Below are 21,113 nucleotides of genomic sequence, written 5' to 3' on the forward strand. Positions count from 1 at the left end.
CTATGTTCCTGCATTGTTCCGGAAATTGCCAATTGGCAATCCGGTTTATTGCCGGAAATGTTCGGCAAGGAAGTGGTCCAGCGCGGCCCGCAGATCCGCCTCGGACAGGGTGTCCGGGAACTCCAGCCGGATCTTCTTGCCGCGCCGTTCGACGGCCAACGGCCCCTGGACCTGCTTCTCGGCCGCGGGCGCGGCGCCATGCGCCGCCTCTTTCAGCCGCGCCAGCACACGGGGCACTGGCACATGGGCGCCCTGCCCTGCCCGCGCGCGCGCCTGCTCCGCGGCGATGGCGCGGGCCTCGGCCAGCACCTTCTCCTCGGCATCCTGCAGCAGCGGCCGGACGCTGCGGGCGTGCAGCTCTTTGATCTCGGTCAGGCGCGGCCAGGCATCGAGGATCGGTTGCGGCAGCCGGGCCAGATGCAGATAGCGCGAGAGCCAGGCCTCGGACACCTCGAGCCGCGCCGCCATCGTCTTCTGCTTGCCGCCGTAATAGATGTCGAGCGCCTGGAGATAGTCGCGCGCCCGTTCGTAATCGCTGAGATCGGCGCGGTCGCGGTTCTCGATATCGGCCAGGCGGAAGGCCTCTTCATCGGTCAGGTCGCGCACCTCGACCAGATAGCGGAACTGCGCGTAGTTGTTCGCCCGCAGCCAGCTGATGGCGAAATGCCGCCGCGCGCCGCAGATCACCTCGTATTCCGCGCCCTGCCCTGCCGGCAGCTTGCGCACGATGGCCGGGAATTCCTGCTGGCCCTGCGCCTTCAGGCTGTCGATCAGGTCGCGGCAGTTGTCCTCGTTCAGCAGGTCATAGGCGCGGTTGTGCCGGGTCCACATCACGCAAATGGCGGGGTCGACCCAGCGCAGCACCTTCTCTTCGCGCTCGCCGCTCTCGGCCAGCGCGTTGCTGCGTTTCAGGAAGCGCGCGCCGGCCTTGTCGCTGGCGGCCGGCGCCGACAGGTCCTTCAGCACGTCGTCGAAGATCGCATCATGGCGCTTGCTCACAGCAGGCCCTCCTTGCGCAATTGGCGGTGATGGCTGGGCCAGGTCTTGCGGATCAGCAACTCGACCTCGCGGCCCACGGCGTCCAGATAGGCGCGGCAGCGCTTGTGCGTCTCGGTCCGCGTAGCGGGGCCGGTCAGCTCGTAGACGGTCATCAGGTTGGCGGTGGCGTTGTCGATCTCGGCCGAATCCTTCAGCGCGGCGTTCAGCATGTCCTGCGGAAACACCGCGTCCATCATGCGCTTGATCGCCTGATGCGCCGATTTCTGGTCGTTCATCTTGGACGTCAGGATCTTGACGAAGCTGTATTCCCGCGCGCCGCCGTGCCGGGCCAGTTCGGCCAGGGTCGATTCCATCATCTTCAGGAAATGCGCGGTCGAGGCGAAGTCGATATTGTTCGGCGGCGCCGGGATCAGCAGCGCATTGGCCGCCCGCAGCACCGACAGCGACAGCATGCCAAGTGCGGGCGGCGGGTCCAGCAGCATGATGTCGAACTGGTCGGCGATCGAGGCGACACCCTCGCGCAGCCGGTCCAGGATGAAGGTCGGATCGCGCGCCATGCGTGCCGCGAATTCATATTCGGCATCGTAGAGTCCCAAGTTCGCCGGGATCAGCGCAATGCCGGGCCAATAGGTCGCGCGCAGAGCATAATGCAGCGATTTCGGCCCGCCGTGCTGCAGGAAGGGATAGAGCGTGTCCTCTTCCTCATCCACGTCAACATCGGGATTCAGCCCGAAAACCGCCGTGGTCGAGGCTTGCGAATCGCAGTCGATGACGCAGACCCGATAGCCCTTCAGCGCGAAATACTGCGCCAGATGCACCACCACGGTCGATTTCCCGACACCGCCCTTGAAATTCTGCACCGCCATGACCAGCGGCGCATCTTCGGGCGCGCGGTGCGGCATGGTGCCAAAGACCTCGCGCATGCGGTTGACCTCGGCCAGGGTATAGCCGTTGCGGCGATTGGTGGCGGCATCCTTGGTCGGCTCGGGCAGGCGGCCGTCGGCTTCGGCGTCGCGGATCGCCTTTTCCGAGCGGCCGACCATCTCGGCCGCGGTGCGCACGTTGAACAGCAGGTCGAGCTGCTTCTGCGTGCCGGGCGCGAAAACGCGCTCGCGCAGGCGTTCGATGACGGTCGAGGCGCGCTGGCTCAGCACGGCCAATTCGTCCAGGGTAACGGGGGAAATCGCGGGATTCATGGGATGACTTTGCTACTCGGGTTGCCGCACTATGGCCGAAACGCCCGGAGGCGTAAAGTTCGGTTTTTGGGACGATGTTTCGCAGAAAGCGATAGCCGGGCAGGCGCGCTGTCAGCGCCGCAAGTTGCCCGGAAAGACCCAAGCCTTTCCGTAACCCTCCGGTGCAAGCCATCCCCATTTGTAAGTCTTTCGCGGTGCGGTGGCCATCCGGCAATCCTGATCTTGTGGATAAAAACCACTCGCTGGGTTCAGATTCATCAGATTCAGGATTCATTCCCACCTAGACCTTGGAAATGCTGCGATATTCTCTCCGAGACTTACGATTCGGGATGGTTTGCGATTCTTTTCGGGATGGCGGCGCTTACGGATCGGGTGGCCATGGCTTACAATCGGGGATGCGGTGTTACCTTACATTTCGGGTGGCGGCGAATGCGGCGATTTGCTCGGGAAAAAGACCAGCAAAAGCAAGCGGCTGCGAATCACCTGCTGGCGGCCCGTGCGGTTGGCGCTTACTTTTTGGGTTCGCCCGCCCCGCCGTCCACCCCGACGCTTGAAAGCTTACGTTCTCTCGAATACAAAAGTAAGGTCTTTGATGTAGGGGAACATGGCTGAGACCCGGATCCGCACGGTGGAGGCGCGACCGAACGCCGATAGCCTGGTGAAGCCGGGCGAATTGGTCGATCTGATCGAGGTCACGCCGCTGACCCTGAACGACCGCCGCATCTATAACCAGCTGCTCGAGAATGCCTGGGAGGCGATCGACAAGCCGGTGACCCATGTAATTTCCAAATCCACCCTGCGCGGCAGCCACAATTCCAACGACCGCGTCGGCGAAAGCCTGGAGCGGCTGATGTCTGCCATCGTCAAGGTGGCGGTGATTTGGGACGGAGAGCCCGCCATCGAGCGCGTGCAGCTGCTGGGCGGCAACCTGGAAAGCGGCCGCAGCGACGGCTTGCTGGAGTATGAGATCCCGGCGCGGCTGCGCAAGATCATCCGCAACAGCCAGGTCTTTGCCCGGCTGCAGCGCGAGGTGATGTTCGCGCTGTCCTCGAAATACGCGCTAACGCTTTACGAGATGGTGCAAAAACGCGGCAACCTGCGCTGGAAGGCATCGGAGCGCTTCACGCTGGAGGCCCTGCGCGGCATCATGGGCGTCCCGAAAGGTAAGCTTTCGTCCTGGTCGAACCTGAAGCTGCGCGCCATCGACCCGGCGGTGGCCGAGGTGAATGCGCTTTCGGACTTCCTCGTCGAGATCCTGCCGATCAAGACCGGCCGCGCCGTGACCCATGTCGAGATGCGCTGGTGGCGCAAGGATGGCGATGCCAGCGGCGCGGCAGATCGCGCCCTGCAATTCTCGAAGGTCGGGCGCCGGGTCAAGGCCGAAGGCCGCACCGAGGAGGTTCGCCCCGCCACTGAGAGCCGCCCCCGGCCCGGCTGGCTGGAATCGCGCGGGCCGGCCTTGCAGACCGCGACCTATGAAACCGCCCGCCTGCGCCACCCCGGCTACGATATCTATTTCGTCGAAAGCGAATGGCGGGAATGGAGCGCCCGCAAGGAGCCGGCCAAGGACCCCGACCGCGCCTATCTCGCCTTCTTCCGCAGCTATGCCGAAAAGAACCCGCTCTAGAAATTGCCAATTGGCAATTTTTAGGGAGCCAGAAACGGGTACTGTCAGTGATCCGCATAAAGCATGCATTTTGCGGATATGAACTGTCGGCCCTTTGACACCCCGGCCTCTCCGAAGCGCGCCTTTTGGCCCGTCCTCCACACCACCGAGCTTCCCCTCAGTCAGGCTCGGCTTAAATGGCAGCATCAAACCCAGCATGGTGCCGACATGACCGCGAAGCAGAAACTGTCCGAGATGAACGCCCGCGCCGCCGCGCTCTACAAGGCCGACCCCAAGACCATGTCCGCCTTTCGCGGGCTGATGACCGCCGCCGGCCGCTAGGGCCGGATCGCCCTGGCGATGAAGGAGATGATCGCGCTCGCCGTCGCCATCGGCCGCGGCTGCGAGGATTGCGTGGTCTTTCACGCCAGCGAGGCCAAGACCCAGGGCGCCGACCGGGCCGAGCTCCTCGAGGTGCTGGCCGTGGCCATCGAGATGTCCGGCGGCCCCGGGACCGTCTATGCCGCCAAGGCGCTGGCCGCTTTCGACGAGCTCTGAGCCGCATCGCGAGGAACCCTGCCCGCCCGCGGACGTTGGCCCCGCATCGGCGGCTGGCCCCGGCTGCGCCATGGCCGCACCCACCCTTCAAAGGCAGGACAGATGGCTGAGAACTCCTATGACACCACCCGCGGCACCGGCGGCGAGACGCAGCAGATCGGCAGCGGGCTGACCACCAACCACGGCATCCCGGTCGCGGACAACCAGAACAGCCTGCGCGCCGGCGCGCGCGGCCCGACGCTGCTCGAGGACTTCCTGCTGCGCGAGAAGATCTTCCACTTCGACCACGAACGCATCCCCGAGCGCATCGTCCACGCCCGCGGCTCGGGCGCGCATGGCTATTTCGAATGCACCGACCCGATCCCCGAGCTGACCCGCGCCAGCCTGCTTTCCGAAATGGGCAAGCGCACGCCGGTCTTCGTGCGCTTCTCGACCGTGGCCGGGGGCGCGGGCTCGGTCGACACGCCGCGCGACGTCCGCGGCTTCGCGGTGAAATTCTACACCGACCAAGGCAATTGGGACCTGGTGGGCAACAATATCCCGGTCTTCTTCATCCAGGACGCGCTGAAATTCCCCGACCTGGTGCATTCGGTCAAGATGGAGGCCGACCGCGGCTATCCCCAGGCCGCGACGGCGCATGACACCTTCTGGGACTTCGTCTCGCTGATGCCCGAAACGCTGCACACGGTGATCTGGGCCATGTCCGACCGCGCCATCCCGCGCAGCTTCCGCATGATGCAGGGCTTCGGCATCCACACCTTCAAGCTGGTGAATGCGCAGGGCCAGGCGCAATTCGTCAAGTTCCACTGGAAGCCGCGGCTGGGGGTGCAGTCGCTGGTCTGGGACGAAAGCGCCAAGCTGCAGGGCGCCGACAACGACTATCACCGCCGCGACCTGCATGAGGCGATCGAGGCCGGCGACTTTCCGGAATGGGACCTGGGGGTGCAGATCTTCGACCAGGAACTGGCCGACAGCCTGCCCTATGACGTGCTCGACGCGACCAAGATCATCCCCGAGGAGGTGGTGCCGCTGCGCGTGGTCGGCCGGCTGGTGCTGGACCGCAACCCCGACAATTTCTTCGCCGAGACCGAACAGGTGGCCTTCATGCCCTCGAACGTCGTGCCGGGGATCGACTTCACCGACGACCCGCTGCTGCAGGGGCGGCTGTTTTCCTATCTCGACACGCAGAAGTCGCGGCTGGGCACGACGAATTTCCACCAGATCCCGGTGAATACGCCGAAATGCCCCTATGCCAACATGATGCGCGACGGCATGATGCAGACCCAGGTGCCCAAGGGCCGCGCCAATTACGAGCCGAACAGCCTCGACCAGGCCGGCGAGGTGACCGGGCCGCGCGCCAATGGCCAGGTCTTCACCACCGTCCCGCAAGAGGTCGAGGGCCAGAAGCTGCGCATCCGCGCCGAGAGCTTCGGCGATCATTACAGCCAGCCGCGGCTGTTCTGGCGCTCGCAGACGGCAAACGAACAGGCGCATATCGCCTCGGCCTTCGTGTTCGAACTGTCCAAGGTGGTGCTGGGCCATGTCCGCAGCCGCGTGGTCAGCCACCTGCGCAATGTCGACGAGCAACTGGCCAGCCGCGTCGCCAAGGGGCTTGCCATCGACCTGCCCGCAGCCGCGGAGCCGTTCCGCGCGCCGGTGGATCTGCCGCCGTCCGACGCGCTGTCGATCCAGAAGAACTGGCACGAGACCTTGCAGGGCCGCAAGGTCGGGCTGCTGTTTGGCGAGGGCTCGGACGCCGCCGCCATCGACGACCTCATCGCGCGGATCGAGGCCGAGGGCGGCACCGTCTTCACCATCGCCCCCAAGGTCGGGCCGCTGCAGCTGACCGGCGGCGAGCGTGCGGCGGACGGCCAGCTGGCGGGCTCGCCCTCGGTGCTGTTCGACGCCGTCGGCATGATCCTGGCGCCGGAGGAGGCACAGCGCCTGGCCAGCGACGCTGCGGCGCTGTCCTTCGTCATGGATGCCCACGCCCATCTCAAGGCCATCGGCCATTGCAAGGGCTCGCAGGTGATCCTGGATCGCGCCGGCATCCAGGATGGCGAGGGCGTCGGCGCCTATGCCGACCTGCCCGAGATGGCCAAGCGCCGCTACTGGTCGCGCGAACCCAAGCTGCGCGACCTGGCCTGAGACCCCAGCATCGCCGCCGCCTGCGCGAGGTCGGCGGCGAAGTCGCTGCGCGCCGCGCGGGCCTCGGCGGCGGGCAGGCGCAGGATCAGGCTCGGGTGCCAGGTCAGCAGCACCGGCCCGCCGTCCAGCGCCGGCTCGACGCTGCCGCGCCGCGCGGTCAGCGGCGCCTTGCGCCCGGTCAGCGCCAGCGCGGCGCTGGCGCCCAGGGCGACGGTCAGCCGCGGCGCGATCAGCCGCCGCTCCTGGTTCAGCCACCAGCGGCAATGATCGATTTCCGCAGCCGAGGGGTTGCGGTGCAGACGCCGCTTGCCCTGCGGCGCGAATTTGAAATGCTTGACGGCATTGGTCAGCCAGGCCCGGTCCGGGTCCAGCCCGACCTCAGCCAGCACCGTGCGCAAAAGCTGCCCGGCGGGGCCGACGAAGGGGCGGCCGCGCAGGTCCTCGTGATCGCCCGGCGCCTCGCCGACGATCATCAGCGCGGCTTCGGGATCGCCCTCGCCCCAGACGGTGCGGGTCGCGGCGTGGCACAGATCGCAGCGTTGGCAGGCCGCGGCTTGCGCGCCGGCCTGTTCCAAAGTCGCGGGTGCGGTCTCATCCGTCGGCAGCCGCAGCCGGGCCGTGACCTTGGCGGCAAAGCCCGGCGCCTCGCTCGCCCCCGCCGCCGCCATGGCCGCGACGCGGCGCGGCGCATCGGCCAGCATCTGCGGCACCAGCCGGGTTTCGGGCAGGTTCTTCCAGTATTTCAGCGGCATCTCCGACCGCATCGCCCTGGTCTTGATCCGCGCCGGGTTGAAGATATTGGCGAAATAGGTCTGCCACAGCGCATGGCTGGCGTCGGGCGGCAGGTCGGGGCGCGGCACCGGGTCGGAAAACCGCAGCGCGCCGTCGAAATGCGCCACGCCCTCGGGGGTGACGATGCGCCAGTCCATGTCGGCGAAGCGGCGGGCGAAGAAGGGCGTGACCGCTTGCAGGATCGGGTGCTCCGGCTCGAACCAGGCGGCGAAGCGGCGGCGCGGGCCGGTCGCCGGCAGCTCGTGAAAGCGCAGGAAGGCGTGCATCTTGTGAATGTCGCGCCGCACAGACCGTGCCAGCGCCTGCAAGCGCATCACCAGCGGATCGACGGGATTGTCCAGCAGGTCGCGCTGATCCTGCACCCGCAGCAGCGCCGTATAAAGCAGGCTCCAGCGTTGCGGATCGCCGTGGAATCCGACCTGCCGGCACAGCGCCAGGAAATCGGGCGTGGCGCGGACCGGATGGTCCCCCGGCGGCGGCAGCGGTTCGGCGCCGAACAGATCCGGCGCCGCCCCGGCCTCGGCCCAGGTCACGGCGCCCGGTTCGATGCGGGCGCTGGCCAGCCGGCGGGCGGCCGCGCGCCAGGCGTCAAGCCGGTCGAAACGCGGCAGCTCGACCCGCATCATCCGAACAGCGACAATTGTTCGGGCGCCGGCGCGAAACGCGCGCGCAGCCCGGCGCTGTCGGTCAGCGCGCCGGGTTGCCAGTCGGGCAGGGTGACGAAGGGCCGCGCCTTCGACATCACCGCCCCCATGCGCAACAGGTCGCCATAGCGCAGCGGCCCGTTGCGCCGCGCCGCAAGGATGCGGGCGACGGTGCGGGTGCCGAAGCCCGGCACGCGCAGCAATTGCTCGCGCGAGGCCCGCGCCACGTCCAGCGGAAAGTCGCCGCGATGCGCCAGGGCCCAGGCAAGCTTGGGGTCCAGCGCCAGGTCCAGGTTGCCGTCCGGCCGTGCCGCGCCGATCTCCTCGGCGTCGAAGCCATAGAAGCGCATCAGCCAATCGGCCTGATACAGCCGGTGTTCCCGCATCAGCGGCGGCTTGACCAGCGGCAGCGTGGCCGAGGCATCCGGGATCGGGCTGAAGGCCGAGTAATATACCCGCTTCAGGTCATAGCCCGCGTAAAGCCGGGCCGAAGTGCGCAGGATCTCGCGGTCGGGCGTCGCGTCGGCGCCGACGATCATCTGCGTCGATTGCCCGGCCGGGGCAAAGCGCGGCGGGCGCTTGCCGCGAAACGAGGACTCGCCCGCCGCCTCGCGCGCCAGCCGCATGTCGGCCATGGCGGCGCGGATCGTCTCGGGCCGCTTTTCCGGCGCCAGCCGGCGCAGGCTCTGGTCCTGCGGCAGCTCGATATTGACCGACAGCCGGTCGGCCAGCAGCCCGGCCTCGGCCACCAGCTCGGGCGCCGCCTCGGGGATGGTCTTCAGGTGGATATAGCCGCGAAAGCCGTGCTCGACCCGCAGCATCCGCGCGATGCGGACCATGTCGCCCATGGTCTGGTCCGGGCTGCGGATGATGCCCGAGGACAAAAACAGCCCCTCGATCATGTTGCGGCGATAGAATTCCAGCGTCAGGCCGACGACTTCCTCGGGTGAGAAGCGGGCACGCTCGACATTGCTGCTGACCCGGTTCACGCAATAGGCGCAGTCGTAGATGCAGAAATTCGTCATCAGGATCTTCAACAGGCTGACGCAGCGCCCGTCCGGCGTATAGGCGTGGCAGATGCCGGTGCCGCCGGCCGAGCCGATGCCGCCCTGGCGCGCATCGCGCCGCGTGGTGCCGCTCGACGCGCAGGAGGCGTCGTATTTCGCCGCATCCGAAAGAATCGCCAGCTTCTGCTGCAGGGTTCGCCGTGCCATAGCGGCATGGTATGTTCGCGAAATGTTCTTGTAAACGGCAAAAGCCGCCGGCTAACCTTTGCGGATCTGGCGCAGGAAAGCCGCCGTGTCGAAACCGCCTGCCTCGGGCGAGAAGATCGCCCGGTCCAGCCGCTCCAGCGCCGTCGGATCGACCGGCCGGCCGGCGCGGCGGGCATGGTCGGCATAGGCGCGGGCGGCGTGGCGCAGCGCCAGCAGATCGCCGGCGGCCGCCGCCTGGCGCAGCGCCGCCGCATGCGGATTCGGCAGCCAGCGCCGCCAATCCGGCGCCCGCAGTCCCTGGCCGCGCAGCGCCCAGGCCAGCGCCACGGCCAGCCCGGCCAGGGCGGCGGCCCCGCCCAGCCACGGGCCGGTCAGCCGGGCGCCGCCGCCGACATTCGCCCCGACATAGCCATAGCCGAAGATGATCGGCTGGGTGATCGCGCCGCGCAGCTCGCGCTTGGCCAGGTCGAACCAGGAAAACCGGATCGGAGGCAGCGTGCCCTGTTCGCCGGTGATCGGCCGCAGGCTCCATTCCCATTGCACGAAGGCCAACGGGCCGCGCTCGGTCAGCCGGGTCTCGCGGATCTCGGGCGCGGTGAAGCTGATCAGCCAGGCTTCGCGCAGGTCGGGGCGCGTCGGCAGCAGATGCGCCATGGTGTCCTCGGCGGTGATGGTGATGCGGCGGCGGATGGTCTGGTTGTCGCGGATCCGCGCCGGATCGTCCGACAGCTCGTCCGTGACCTTCAGGTTGCGCGCCGCCAGCGGCAGCCCCGGCGCCGGATAGGGCGCCACGGCGACCGAGACCGCCGGGGCGGTCACATCGACCACGCTGCGGGCCGCGCCATCGGCCTTGGTCAGGTGATGCGTGACCGGACCGATGACCAGGTTGCCGGGCCGGCGCGGAATAAGCGCGATCTGGCGCTCGAAGACCTGGCGCGGCAGGCCATTCACCCGCTCCTGCCGCCAGTCGTCGGGCAGAAGCTGCATCCAGTCATAGGCCGGCGAATCCGGGAAGGTCATCTCCTCCAGCGCCACGAAGCCGGTATATTCCCCGCGCACGGTCAGGCGGATCATCTCGCCCACCACCGGGTGGACCTCGGGCAGTTCGATGCGCAGCCGGTCCTGCGCGGCGGCCGGCGCGGCGATGAGCAGCAGCAGAAGCACCAGCCTCACCATGGCTCGCCCTCGGCTGGGCGGATCAGGCCAAGCGCGGCGCGGCGGTCGTATTCCGCCTTGAGCCGCAGGCGCAGGAACTCGCCCGGATCGTCGGCCAGCGTCGCGAGCCACTCGTCGCTGGCGGCGATGCCGCGGGCCTCGACGTCGCGCTTCCAGTTGATCATCAGCACGCCCGAGGTCGTGGTCTCGGTCGGGCCGGCCGGTCCCAGCCCGCCGGCGCCGGCGATGCGGCCGGGCACGCTGCTGTCGCCGCGCTCGGGCGGGATCAGCGCATTGACCGCCTCGCGGTTGCGGCGCGCCTCGGCATCGGCGGGATTGGCGAACAGCACCGCGTCGAAATAGGCCCGCGCCAGCGCATATTCCCCGGTGGCGGCCAAGCTCAGGCCGCGGTTATAGGTCTGGGTCCGCCCGGCCGCGGCAAAGGCCGCATCGGCGGCCGGATAGGCGCCGGCGCGATACAGCGCCACGCCGCGCTCGGCCGGGTCGGGCAGCAGCGGGGCGGCAAGGCCCGGCAGCCCGGCCCACAGTGCCACCCGCCCCAGCGCCTGCGGCCCGGCCAGCGCCAGCAGCGCCAGCGCGACGGCGGGGGCGAGAAGCCGCCTCATGCCTGCCTCCGGAACTGCCAGAGCAGCGGCAGCAGCGCCAGCGCCGCGATCCAGGGGCCAAGGTCGCGGTATTGCAGCGCCCGCAGCGCCGGATCGTCCCCCAGTGCCGAGCGCGCCAGCGCCGCCACCACCGGCCCCGGCGCCGTCGCCGGCACCACCCGGCGCGCGATCCGCGTCAGTGCCCCGGCATCGGCGGCGGGATCGCCCGCGACGCTGAGCGCCTGCACCTGCACCCCCGCGGCGTGCAGCCGCTGCGCCTCGGCCTCGGCCGCCGCATCGACGCCGCCGCCGTCCGAGATCAGTACCAGATCGCCCCGCGCCAGCCCCGCCAGCATCTGCCCGGCCAGCGCCAGCGCGGCGGCGGGATTGCTGCTCTTGTCGGGCATGGTGTCGCGGTCCAGGACCGCCAGCAGGCTTTCCAGCACGCGCGGATCGGCGGTGGGCGCGGCGGCGGTATAGGCCTCGCCCGCATAGAGGATCAGCCCGACCGGGCGGCCCGGCAGCGCCGCCATGACCTGCGCGGCGCCCGCCTGCGCATCGGCCAGCCCGCCGCGCAGGACCGAATCCGACAGGTCCATCGCGATCACCACCGCGTCGCTTTGCGCAAAGACCGGCGCATCGGCGCGCGGCACCGCGGGCCCGGCCAGACCCAGCGCCAGCGCCAGCCCGCCGGCCCAGGGCAGCAGCCGCAGCCAGCCCGGCGCGGCACGGATCAGGCCAAGCGCCGCGAGCCCCGCCAGCATCGGCTGCGCCAGCACCGCCTGCCAGCCGCCGGCATCCGGCCCGCGCCGCCAGCGCAGCCACGCCGCCAGCACCAGCAGCGGCAGGACCGCAAGCCACCAGGGGCGCAGCAGGATCATCCGCGCCTCCATCCGATCAGCGCGAGCAGCGCCAGCGCCAGCGCCGCGGGCCAGGCCCAGAGCGATTGCCAGAAGCGCAGCGGCGGGCGCTCGGCCGGGTTCGGCTCCAGCCGGTCCAGCGTCGCGGCCATGGCGCGCAGATCCTCCATGCCGCGCACCCGGAAGCTGGTCCCGCCCGAGGCCTCGGCCATCTCGCGCAGCATGCGGGCATCCACCGCGTCGCGCGACTTCGGCCGGGTTTCCAGGTCGTCGGGACCCAGCGCGATGGTGTGGACGCGGATGCCATGCGTCGCCGCCAGCCGCGCCGCATCGACCGCGCCGACCTTGCCCGAGGTCGCGACCCCGTCCGAGAGCAGCACCACCACCCGCGTGGGCGCATCGCTGTCCATCAGCCGCCGCATCGCCAGGCCCAGCCCGTCCGAGATCGCGGTGGCGCGGCCGGAAATGCCGATCTGCGCCTCGTCGATGGCGCGGGCCACGGCCTCGACGTCGAAGGTCACCGGCTGCGCGACATAGGCGCGGTCGCCGAAGACCACCAGCCCGATCCGGTCGCCCTTGCGTGCCGCGACAAAGCCCGAGGCGACCCGCTTGACCGCTTCCAGCCGCGACACCGGCTGGCCGTCCAGGCTGAAATCCTGTTTCTCCATGCTGCCCGACAGGTCCAGCGCCAGCACGATGTCGCGCCCCGAGGCCGGCAGCAGCGCCGATTGCCGCTGCATCTGCGGCCCGGCCAGCGCCAGAACCATCAACGCCCAGGCCAGCGCCGCCAGCATCCAGCCGCGCCGCGCCGCGCCGCCCGTGGTGCCGGCAAGCACATGCGCCGGCACCAGCAGCCCGCCCTGCGCCGCGCGCGGCGGCAAAAGCCGCATCAGCAGCGGCAGGGGCAGCAAGACCAAGGCCAGCGGAAAGGCGAAACCCATCAGCGACCTCGCCTGGCGATGCGCTCGATCTCGGCGTCGGGCGGCGGCGGGGCGGCGCCATAGGCCGCCGGGCGCAGCGCCGCCGGCAGGCCGCCGCAGATGCGGGCGATGGCCAGCAGCCTTTCGCCGGCGGGCAGGCCCCGGGTGCGCCGGATCCGCTCGGCCCGCGACACCCGCCGGCCCAGCAGCGGCGACAAGAGCCATGCCAGCACCAGCCCGGCCAGCAGGCCCAGCCCGAACAGCGCCAGGTATTCCGGCCAGCCCGGCGCCTGCATGGTCGGCGGCAGGCGCGAGGGCGCCAGTTGCGCCACCAGCTCAGCCGGCGTCATCGTCCGTCACCAATCGGGGATGCGCGCCCAAGGCACGCAGATGCGCCAGCAGCGGTTGCGGATCATGGCGCGACAGCCGGCCGTGGCGGCTGTGGCTGCCGTCGCTGACCGCCAGCGCGGCGGCGGGCGGGGCGGTCTCGGCCGGGTCCAGCACCAGATGCAGCTCGAACCGCCGGCTTTGCGCCAGGCGGCGCAGGGCGGCATCGGCGCCGGCCGGCCCCTCGGGGCCCGTCGCCAGATGGACGCGCCCGCCCGGCGCCAGCATGCGCATGGCCTGAGCCAGCGCCGGGGCCAGCGCCGGGGCATCGCCGCCCCCGGCGACCCGTCCCAGCAACGCCGCGTCATGGCCGCGCGCCATGGCCAGCGCCACGGCCTGCATCTGCGCCACGCCCCCGGCCGGGTTCAGCGCCAGGGCTGTGCCGGCGCCCAGCACCAGCAGCCCGACCGAGCCGCCGCGCCCGACCGCCCGCCAGCCCAGCAGCGCCAGATGCCGCGCCGCCCGGACCGAGCGCAGCGCCGTGCCGGTGCCCCACAGCATGGCGGGGCGGAAATCGGCGATCAGCAGCGTGCTGTCGTCGCGATCCTCGTGAAAGCTGCGGACGTGCAACTGCCCGGTGCGCGCAGTGGCGGCCGGGTCGATGCGGCGCAGGTCGTCGCCCTCGGCAAAGGCGCGGATCTCGCGCAGGTCCATGCCCTGTCCCGCCACCCGCGCCGGGATGGCGCCGGGGCGGCGGCTGGCCGGACGCTGGCGCTGCATCCGCGCCGGCGGGCGCAGCGCCATCAGCTCGGCCGCCGTCAGCCGCAGGCCCGGCCGGTCCAGCACGGCCGGCAACCCTACCACGGCCGCACCGCGCGCAGGGCATCGGCGATCAGGCTGCGGCCGCTGCGCCCCTCGCCCTGGGCGCGCCAGCTGGGGATCAGCCGGTGCGCCAGCGCGTCCTCGGCCAGTTCCTCGGCGTCCTCGGGCAGGCCGTGGTCGCGGCCCTGCATCCAGGCCCGCGCCCGCACCGCCGCCGCCAGGGCCAGCGTGCCGCGCGGCGAGACCGGGTGCTCGACCCATTCATGCACCGCCCCGCCCGGCCGCGTCGCCATCACCAGCCGCACGATGAAATCCTTGAGCACCGGCGCCAGATGCACCGCCGCCACCTGCTGCCGCGCCGCCCGGATCTGCCCGTCCGAGATGCGCTGCATCGGGCCGGGCTCGGGCGCCAGCCCCTCGGCCTCGACCAGGTCCAGGATGCCGCGCTCGGCTCCGGCATCGGGCAGCTCCAGCCGCAGGTGCAACAGGAAGCGGTCCATCTGCGCCTCGGGCAGCGGGAAGGTGCCCTCGTGCTCGATCGGGTTTTGCGTGGCCACGACCATGAAGGGATCGGGCAGCGGCCGGGTGACGCCGCTGGTGGTGACCTGGTGCTCGGCCATCGCCTCCAGCAGGGCGGATTGCACCTTGGGCGGGGCGCGGTTGATCTCGTCCACCAGCACCAGCGAATGAAAGATCGGGCCGGGCACGAAGTCGAAGCCGCCGCTGCCGGCGCGATAGACCTGCGTGCCGGTCAGGTCCGACGGCAGCAGGTCCGGCGTCGCCTGGATGCGGGCATGGCTGCCCGACAGGCAGTCCGCCAGCCGCTTGACGGCGCGGGTCTTGGCGATGCCGGGCGGCCCCTCCAGCAGGACATGGCCGCCGGCCAAAAGCGCGATCACCAGCCGCTCGGCCAGCCGTTCGTGCCCGACCAGCCCCTGCGCGACGCTGGCCGCCAGATGCGTCACGGCCTGCGCATCGACGTGATCCATATGTGACATGTTCGCTCTCCCTGACGGGAAGGTTGACCCGGGCGCGCGCCAGATCAAACCCCGACGGGCGTTTCTGCGACCAAGGGCTTAACCGGCTGCGATCCCGCGCCCGGCTGCCGCGCAGGCAGAAGCGCGCGCCGGATGCCCGCAAACCGGGCAATGCCGGGACCGGCCGCTGCCCGGGATCGGCGCGGCTTGCCCCGCGCCCGGCGCCGTGCCAGCGCGGGACGAACAGCAGGGCCGCCATGCAGCAGAAGCTCGTCATCGTCGTCGTCGAACCCGACCCGGACCGCGCGCGGCCCATCGCCGAGGGCCTGCGCGCCGCCGGCGATCACGACATCCGCATCATCGCCGAGCAATCCGGCCTGGCGCGGCAGGTGACCGAGCTGCGCCCCGACGTCGTGCTGATCGACATCGCCAACCCCTCGCGCGACATCCTCGAGGAGCTGGCGCTGGCCTCGGGCCCGTCCGAACGTCCGGTCGCGGTCTTCGTCGACCGCTCGGACGAGCCCCTGACCCGCGCCGCCATCGAGGCCGGGATCTCGGCCTATGTTGTCGACGGCTTGCGCCCCGAACGCATCAAGCCGATCCTCGACGCCGCCATCGCCCGCTTCAACGTCTTCCAGCAGATGCGCGCCGAACTGGCCGCGACCCGCGCCGCGCTCGAGGAACGCAAGGTCATCGACCGCGCCAAGGCGATCCTGATGTCGGCGCGCGGCATCAACGAGGAAGCCGCCTATGCGCTCTTGCGCAAGACGGCGATGGACCAGGGCAAGCGCATGGCCGAGATCGCGCAGCAGCTGGTCATGGCGGCGGGGCTTCTGGGCCGATGAAACGCTTGCGCCTGGGCTATCTGCCGCTGATCGACGCCGCGCCGCTGGTGATGGCCCGCGAACTGGGATTCGCCGCCGAGGAGGGGCTGGCGCTGGAGCTGCAGGCCTTCGGCGCCTGGGCGCAGGTCCGCGACATGCTGGGCGCCGGGCTGGTCGATGCGGCGCATATGCTGGTGCCGATGCCCTTGGGCCAGGCGCTGGGGCTGGGTCCGGCGCTGCCGGCGATGGACCTGGTGATGTTCCTGTCGCATGGCGGCCAGGCCATCGCCGTCAACCGCACACTGGAAGCGCGGCTGCGCGACGCCGGCCATGATTTCGCCTTTCGCGATGCCGGCGCTGCGGGCCGCGCGCTGCGTGCCGTGGTGGCGGGCCGGCTGCGGGTCGGCGTGCCCTTCCCCTTCTCGACCCAGCTCGAACTGACCAGCCTGTGGCTGAACGCCAGCGGTTTCGCCCCGGCTGCGGTCGAGCTGGTCACCCTGCCGCCGCCGATGATGGCCGATGCCATGGCCTCGGGCGAGGTCGACGCCTTCTGCGTGGGCGAGCCCTGGGCCAGCGTCGCGGTCGAGCGCGGCGTCGCGGCCCTGCTGCTGCCGGGCACCGCGATCTGGCGCGCGCCGCCGGAAAAGGGCCTGGTGCTGCGCCGCGACTTCGCCGAGACCCGCCCCGACGAGACCGGCGCCCTGATGCGGGCGCTGTGGCGGGCCGGGCGCTGGCTGGACGCGCCCGAACATCGCGGCACCGCCGCCGAGATCCTGTCGCGCGCCGAATACCTGGACCTGCCGCCGGTGCTGGCCGAGCGCGGTTTGACGGGCCGGATGATGATTTCGGCCGCGGGTCATATGCGCGCGGCGCCGGATTTCGTCGCCTTCCACGCCGGCGCGGCCAGCTTCCCGTGGAAAAGCATCGCCGCGCTGATCGCCGGCCGCATCGCCCGCCGCCACGGCCTGGCCGAGACGCCCGCGATGCTGACGGCGATGCGGCATTTCCGCACCGACCTTTATCGCCAGCACCTGCGCCCGGCCGGCGCGGCGCTGCCCGGTGCCTCGGCCCGGATCGAGGGCGCGCTGGCCGAGGACCGCGTGGTGCCGGCGGAAAAGGGCCAGATGATTCTGCGCGCCGACGGCTTCTTCGACGGCTTCACCTTCGAACCGCCACTGCCATCCCGGAACTGACCGATTTGCAGGCATTCGCCGCCGCAGCCGCATGAAATTCATGCGCTGCAACGCAGCGACCACGAAATCCGGCCAGGGCTGCACCGCCACGCTTGCATCATTGCGCCACTCCGGCAATTCCTTGGACATGGCCCGGCGCAATGGCGCGCCACCGGCCCGCTCGCAACGATGCGGCAACCTTCCGAAAGCGATCCGCTGCGGTTTGCCTTCTGTCCCACGGGACAGCGTCCTTGCCTGCCTGCGCCGCTTTCCGACAGCCACTGAACCCAGTTTCGCCATCGGAGCACCCATGTCCGCCATGCCCCCGACCCATCCCGATTCCGGCCGCGCGCTTTGCCTCTCGACCGCGGCCTTTACCGTCTGTTTCGCGGTCTGGACGATCTTTTCCATCATCGGCATCCAGATCAAGCAGCAGCTTTCCTTGACCGAAACCCAGTTCGGCCTCTTGGTCGGCATCCCCATCCTCAGCGGCTCGCTGGTGCGGGTCGCGCTTGGCGTCGCCGCCGACCGCGTCGGCGGCCGCGCGGTCTATACGCTGACCATGCTGGCCGCCGCCGCCGCGACCTGGCTGCTGAGCTGGGCCGACAGCTATCCGCAGATGCTGCTGGCGGCGCTTGGCGTCGGTCTGGCCGGCGGCAGCTTCGCCGTCGGCGTGGCCTATGTCTCGCGCTTCTACGCCGCCGATCGGCAGGGCACCGCGCTGGGGATCTTCGGCGTCGGCAATGTCGGGGCCGCCGTGACCAAGTTCGCGGCCCCCTTCGTCATGCTGGCCTGGGGCTGGCAGGCGACGGCGCAGGTCTGGGCCGCGGCGCTGGCGCTGACCGCGATCCTGTTCTGGGTCTTCTCCAGGGACGACCCGCTGACCGCCGCCCGGCGTCAGGGCAGCCTGCCCCTGCGCAGTCTGCGCGCCGAGTTCGCGCCGCTGAAGACCCTGCAGGTCTGGCGCTTCGCGGCCTATTACTTCTTCAGCTTCGGCGCCTTCGTCGCGCTGGCGCTGTGGCTGCCGCATTACCTGATCGGCGTCTATGGCTTCGACATCCGCACCGCCGGCATGATCGGCGCCGCCTATTCCATCCCGGCCTCGGTGTTTCGCGCCTATGGCGGCCACCTGTCGGACCGGATCGGGGCGCGGCGGGTGATGTATGCGACCTTCGCCGTTTCGCTGGCCGCGACCGCGATCCTGACCCTGCTGCCCGGCCTGCCGGTCGCCGGCTTCCTGGTCACGATCTTCACTCTGGGCTTCTTCATGAGCTTGGGCAAGGCTGCCGTCTACAAGCACATCCCCAGCTATTATCCCGGCAATGTCGGCGCCGTCGGCGGGCTCGTCGGCATGATCGGCGGCCTCGGCGGCTTTGCCCTGCCGCTGCTCTTCGGCTGGCTCAAGGACCAGACCGGGCTGTGGTCCAGCTGCTTTGCCGTGCTGTTCCTGCTGGTCGCGGCCTGCCTTCTGTGGATGCACGCCTCGATCCGCCGCCTGCAACCCGCCCTGCAAACCGCCTGAGGTCCGCCATGAAGAAAAAACTCGTCATCATCGGTGCCGGCATGGCTTCGGGCCGGATGCTGGAACAGCTTTTCGACGCCGCCCCCGACGCCTGGGACGTCACCCTGTTCAACGCCGAGCCGCGCGGCAACTACAACCGGCTGATGCTGTCGCCGGTGCTGTCGGGCGAAAAGACCTATGAGCAGATCGTCACCCACGATGCCGACTGGTATGCCGCGCATGGCGTCACCTGCCGCTTCGGCGAGCCGGTGGTCCGCATCGACCGCGCGGGCCGCGTGGTGCATTCCAACCGCTCCAGCGCCGAATATGACGCGCTGGTCATCGCCACCGGCTCGGCGCCCTTCATCATCCCGGTGCCCGGCAAGGACCTGCCCGGCGTGGTCGCCTATCGCGACCTCGAGGACACGCAGGCGATGATGGCGACCGAAGGCAAGGACGCCGTGGTGATCGGCGGCGGGCTTCTGGGCCTCGAGGCGGCGGCGGGGATGGCGGCGCGCGGCGCCCGCGTCACCGTCATCCACCTGATGGGCCACCTGATGGAGCGCCAGCTTGATCCCGCCGCCGGCTACCTGCTGCAACGCGATCTGGAAAAGCGCGGCATCACCGTGCATTGCAAGGGCGCGACCAAGGCGATTCTGGGCCATGACCGCGCCGAGGCGGTGCTGCTGGAAGACGGCACCGTCTATCCCGCCGATCTGGTCTGCATGGCCGTCGGCATCCGCCCCGAGACCCGGCTGGCCAATGACGCGCATCTGGAGGTCGAGCGCGGCATCGTCGTCGACGACGCCCTGCGCACCAGCGACCCGCATATCTTCGCGCTCGGCGAATGCGTCGAGCATCGCGGCCAGCTTTTCGGCCTGGTCGCGCCGCTTTACGACCAGGCCAAGGTGTTGGCCCGGACGCTGATGGGCGAGGCGGCGGTCTTCGCCCCGGTCCAGACCGCGACCAAGCTGAAGGTCACCGGCTGCGACCTGTTCAGCGCCGGCGATTTCGCCGAAGCCGAGGGCCGCGAGGACATCGTCTTCCGCGATCCCGGCCGCGGCATCTACAAGCGGCTGGTGCTGGAAAACGACCGCATCACCGGCGTGGTCATGTATGGCGATACCGTCGACGGCAGCTGGTTCTACGGGCTGATGAAGGACGGCACCGACATCGGCCCGATGCGCGAGACGCTGATCTTCGGCCCGGCCTTCCAGGGGGGCGCCACACCGGACCCTATGGCGGCCGTTGCAGCCTTGCCGCCTGAGGCGGAGATCTGCGGCTGCAACGGCGTCTGCAAGGGCACCATCATGGCCGCCGCGCAGGGCGGCGCCCATACGCTCGACGCGATGCGAAGCTGCACCAAGGCCAGCGCCTCCTGCGGCACCTGCACCGGGCTCGTGCAGCAGGTCATGGCGCTGGCGCTTGGCGGCGCGGTGGCCGAGACGCCGGCCGGCCTGTGCAAATGCACCGACCACAGCCACGAGGACGTGCGCCGCCTGATCCGCAGCATGGGGCTGAAGTCGATCCCCGCCGTGATGCAGGAACTGGGCTGGAAGTCCGTGGGCGGCTGCCATTCCTGCCGCCCGGCGCTGAACTATTACCTGCTGGCGGAATGGCCCCTTGAATACCGGGACGACCGCCAGTCGCGTTTCGTCAACGAAAGGAACCACGCCAATATCCAGAAGGACGGCACCTATTCCGTGGTGCCGCGCATGTGGGGCGGCGTCACCACGCCGGCCGAGCTGCGCGCCATCGCCGACGCGGCCGAGAAATACAACGTCCCCATGGTCAAGGTCACCGGCGGCCAGCGCATCGACCTGCTGGGCGTGCGCAAGGAGGACCTGCCGCATATGTGGAACGACCTGAACGCGGCCGGCATGGTTTCGGGCGCCGCCTATTCCAAGGGACTGCGCACCGTCAAAACCTGCGTCGGCAAGGAATTCTGCCGCGTCGGCACGCAGGATTCGACCGGCCTCGGCATCAAGCTGGAAAAGCTGATGTGGGGGTCCTGGACGCCGCACAAGCTGAAGCTGGGCGTCTCGGGCTGCCCGCGCAACTGCGCCGAGGCGACCTGCAAGGACATCGGCGTGGTCTGCGTCGACTCGGGCTACAACATCTCGATCGGCGGCGCCGCCGGGATGGAGGTCAAGGAAACCGTCGCCCTGGCCTCGACCCCGTCCGAGGACGAGGCGGTCGCGATCATCCTGGCCGTGACCCAGCTTTACCGCGAAAACGCGCGCTATCTCGACCGGCTCTGGAAATGGATGGGCAAGGTCGGGCTCGACTGGATCAAGGCGCAGATCGACGACCCGGCCACCCGCGCCGCCTTGGTCGAGCGCTTCGAGATCAGCCAGTCGGTCTATCGCCGCGATCCCTGGGCCGAACTTTCCACCCCGACCGAGACGCCCCGCTGGGCGCCCCTTGCCGACCTGACGCTGGAGGCCGCGGAATGACCCTGTTCATCGACATCGGCGCGCTGGACGACATCCCCCGCCAGGGCGCGCGGCTGGTCAGGACCGCGCAGGGCTGCGTCGCGGTGTTCCGCACCATGGACGACCGGGTCTTCGCGCTGGACGACCGCTGCCCGCACAAGGGCGGCCCGCTGTCCGAAGGCATCGTGCACGGCAGCTCGGTCACCTGCCCGCTGCACAACTGGGTCTTCGACCTGAACACCGGCGCCGCGCAGGGCGCCGACCAGGGCCGGGTCCGCACCCATCCCGTCCGCGTCGACCAGGGCCGCGTCCTGATCGACGCCAGCCTGATCCGTTCCCGCAACGCCGCCTGAGGAGC

At 70.0% G+C, this 21,113-nt stretch carries 19 protein-coding genes; 8 read left to right on the plus strand and 11 right to left on the minus strand.

Annotated elements, in window-relative coordinates; genetic code table 11:
• Positions 1-45: 45 nt before the first annotated feature.
• Both E3D03_RS00120 and E3D03_RS00125 read right to left on the minus strand, forming a co-directional pair.
• Positions 46-999, minus strand: a complete 954-nt coding sequence (locus E3D03_RS00120; protein WP_263565270.1) for a ParB/RepB/Spo0J family partition protein — start codon at positions 997-999, stop codon at positions 46-48.
• Positions 996-2,195 (minus strand): AAA family ATPase, encoded by a 1,200-nt coding sequence (locus E3D03_RS00125; RefSeq protein WP_263565271.1) that lies wholly within the window; start codon positions 2,193-2,195, stop codon positions 996-998. The genes E3D03_RS00120 and E3D03_RS00125 overlap by 4 nt, the downstream gene beginning before the upstream one ends.
• A gap of 604 nt (positions 2,196-2,799) precedes the next feature.
• Here E3D03_RS00125 and E3D03_RS00130 point away from each other — a divergent pair.
• The 3 genes from E3D03_RS00130 to E3D03_RS00140 all read left to right on the plus strand — a co-directional run bounded on the left by E3D03_RS00130 (position 2,800) and on the right by E3D03_RS00140 (position 6,507).
• On the plus strand, positions 2,800-3,822 hold the full coding sequence (locus E3D03_RS00130; protein WP_263565272.1) for a replication initiation protein: 1,023 nt from the start codon (positions 2,800-2,802) through the stop codon (positions 3,820-3,822).
• 339 nt (positions 3,823-4,161) lie between these two features.
• Positions 4,162-4,359 (plus strand): carboxymuconolactone decarboxylase family protein, encoded by a 198-nt coding sequence (locus tag E3D03_RS00135; protein WP_263565273.1) that lies wholly within the window; start codon positions 4,162-4,164, stop codon positions 4,357-4,359.
• A 102-nt stretch (positions 4,360-4,461) separates the two neighbouring features.
• Complete coding sequence (locus E3D03_RS00140) at positions 4,462-6,507, plus strand: catalase (protein WP_263565274.1); 2,046 nt, start codon at positions 4,462-4,464, stop codon at positions 6,505-6,507.
• Here E3D03_RS00140 and E3D03_RS00145 read toward each other — a convergent pair.
• From E3D03_RS00145 to E3D03_RS00185, 9 genes are read right to left on the minus strand one after another with little or no spacing between them, the layout of a single operon-like run.
• Entirely contained in the window at positions 6,468-7,925 is a 1,458-nt protein-coding gene (locus E3D03_RS00145; protein WP_411969770.1) for a UdgX family uracil-DNA binding protein, read from the minus strand. The genes E3D03_RS00140 and E3D03_RS00145 overlap by 40 nt on opposite strands.
• Complete coding sequence (locus E3D03_RS00150; RefSeq protein WP_263565276.1) at positions 7,922-9,157, minus strand: putative DNA modification/repair radical SAM protein; 1,236 nt, start codon at positions 9,155-9,157, stop codon at positions 7,922-7,924. The genes E3D03_RS00145 and E3D03_RS00150 overlap by 4 nt, the downstream gene beginning before the upstream one ends.
• Before the next feature lie 51 nt (positions 9,158-9,208).
• A complete protein-coding gene (locus E3D03_RS00155) occupies positions 9,209-10,333 on the minus strand; it encodes a hypothetical protein (protein ID WP_263565277.1) in 1,125 nt (374 codons plus the stop codon).
• Entirely contained in the window at positions 10,327-10,938 is a 612-nt protein-coding gene (locus E3D03_RS00160) for a hypothetical protein (protein WP_062564025.1), read from the minus strand. The genes E3D03_RS00155 and E3D03_RS00160 overlap by 7 nt, the downstream gene beginning before the upstream one ends.
• Positions 10,935-11,798, minus strand: coding sequence for a vWA domain-containing protein (locus E3D03_RS00165; RefSeq protein ID WP_263565278.1), 864 nt, complete (start codon positions 11,796-11,798; stop codon positions 10,935-10,937). Before E3D03_RS00165 ends, E3D03_RS00160 begins: the two co-directional genes overlap by 4 nt.
• The gene (locus tag E3D03_RS00170; protein ID WP_263565279.1) at positions 11,795-12,718 is read right to left on the minus strand and encodes a VWA domain-containing protein; all 924 of its coding nucleotides are present in this window, start codon (positions 12,716-12,718) and stop codon (positions 11,795-11,797) included. The genes E3D03_RS00165 and E3D03_RS00170 overlap by 4 nt, the downstream gene beginning before the upstream one ends.
• Positions 12,718-13,047, minus strand: a complete 330-nt coding sequence (locus E3D03_RS00175; protein ID WP_263565280.1) for a hypothetical protein — start codon at positions 13,045-13,047, stop codon at positions 12,718-12,720. Before E3D03_RS00175 ends, E3D03_RS00170 begins: the two co-directional genes overlap by 1 nt.
• A complete protein-coding gene (locus E3D03_RS00180; protein WP_263565281.1) occupies positions 13,034-13,888 on the minus strand; it encodes a DUF58 domain-containing protein in 855 nt (284 codons plus the stop codon). Before E3D03_RS00180 ends, E3D03_RS00175 begins: the two co-directional genes overlap by 14 nt.
• On the minus strand, positions 13,882-14,844 hold the full coding sequence (locus tag E3D03_RS00185; protein ID WP_026155584.1) for an AAA family ATPase: 963 nt from the start codon (positions 14,842-14,844) through the stop codon (positions 13,882-13,884). Before E3D03_RS00185 ends, E3D03_RS00180 begins: the two co-directional genes overlap by 7 nt.
• 236 nt (positions 14,845-15,080) lie before the next feature.
• Here E3D03_RS00185 and E3D03_RS00190 point away from each other — a divergent pair, with 236 nt between their 5' ends.
• The 5 genes from E3D03_RS00190 (at position 15,081) to nirD (ending at position 21,108) form a co-directional block, all read left to right on the plus strand.
• Positions 15,081-15,668 (plus strand): ANTAR domain-containing response regulator, encoded by a 588-nt coding sequence (locus tag E3D03_RS00190; RefSeq protein ID WP_062564022.1) that lies wholly within the window; start codon positions 15,081-15,083, stop codon positions 15,666-15,668.
• Positions 15,665-16,840 (plus strand): ABC transporter substrate-binding protein, encoded by a 1,176-nt coding sequence (locus E3D03_RS00195; protein WP_263565282.1) that lies wholly within the window; start codon positions 15,665-15,667, stop codon positions 16,838-16,840. Before E3D03_RS00190 ends, E3D03_RS00195 begins: the two co-directional genes overlap by 4 nt.
• A gap of 289 nt (positions 16,841-17,129) precedes the next feature.
• Positions 17,130-18,341 carry an MFS transporter gene (locus E3D03_RS00200; protein WP_263565283.1) on the plus strand — a complete coding sequence of 404 codons (1,212 nt, stop codon included), beginning with the start codon at positions 17,130-17,132 and terminating at the stop codon, positions 18,339-18,341.
• Positions 18,342-18,349: 8 nt separating this feature from the next.
• On the plus strand, positions 18,350-20,776 hold the full coding sequence (gene nirB, locus E3D03_RS00205; RefSeq protein WP_263565284.1) for a nitrite reductase large subunit NirB: 2,427 nt from the start codon (positions 18,350-18,352) through the stop codon (positions 20,774-20,776).
• Positions 20,773-21,108: a nitrite reductase small subunit NirD gene (gene nirD, locus E3D03_RS00210; protein WP_263565285.1), complete on the plus strand. Its 336-nt coding sequence runs from the start codon at positions 20,773-20,775 to the stop codon at positions 21,106-21,108. Before nirB ends, nirD begins: the two co-directional genes overlap by 4 nt.
• Positions 21,109-21,113 lie beyond the last annotated feature (5 nt).

Origin of the sequence: Paracoccus sp. DMF, assembly GCF_004407025.1 — a bacterium.
In the GTDB taxonomy this organism is placed as follows: Bacteria; Pseudomonadota; Alphaproteobacteria; order Rhodobacterales; family Rhodobacteraceae; genus Paracoccus; species Paracoccus aminovorans_B.